Genomic DNA, 537 nt, shown 5'->3' with positions numbered 1-537 from the left:
ACAGCAGTGCGGAACAGCGCGTGATCAGCGGTCGTCCAGCCCGCCGACCGACCGGTTTCACCGGTTGTAAGCGGGCATCGGACCGTGCAGCTCGGCCCCCACCTCCTCGCACGCCGCCACCACGTCGGCGGGCAGCGGCCCGGCCGCCACCGCCGCCGCGTTCTGCCGCAGGTGCTCCACCTTCGAACCGCCCAGCAGCAGCGCCCCCACGTCCGGGGACGTCACCAGCCAGCGCAGCGCCAGCTCCGCCAGCGACAGCCCGGTGCCCTCGGCGATCCCGGCGAGCCTGGACACCGCCGCGAACAGGTCGTCCCGCCAGTACCGCTCCCGGTACATCGCCGCCAGCCGCGAGTCGCCGAACCGCCCGCCGCCCGCGCCCTCGGGGGAGTGCCTGCCGGTCAGCATCCCGCCGCCCAGCGGGTTGTAGACCATCGTGGCCAGCCCGCTGACGCGCGCGACCTCCAGGTACTCGGCCTCGACCTTGCGCGCCACCAGGTTGTACAGCTGCTGCGCCACCACCGGTCTGGGGCACCCGAC

General features: G+C 74.3%; 1 protein-coding gene. It reads right to left on the bottom strand.

Annotated features, from left to right (window positions below):
* Positions 1-57: 57 nt before the first annotated feature.
* Positions 58-537: aldo/keto reductase (locus tag ABFX50_RS51125; protein ID WP_346158571.1), on the bottom strand; the 480-nt coding region annotated here is incomplete at its 5' end.

This window comes from Nonomuraea recticatena, from assembly GCF_039533245.1.
Classification (GTDB): domain Bacteria; phylum Actinomycetota; class Actinomycetes; order Streptosporangiales; family Streptosporangiaceae; genus Nonomuraea; species Nonomuraea roseola.
The sequence above is the reverse complement of the archived record's forward strand: the minus strand, read 5'-3'. Positions and strand labels throughout refer to the sequence as shown.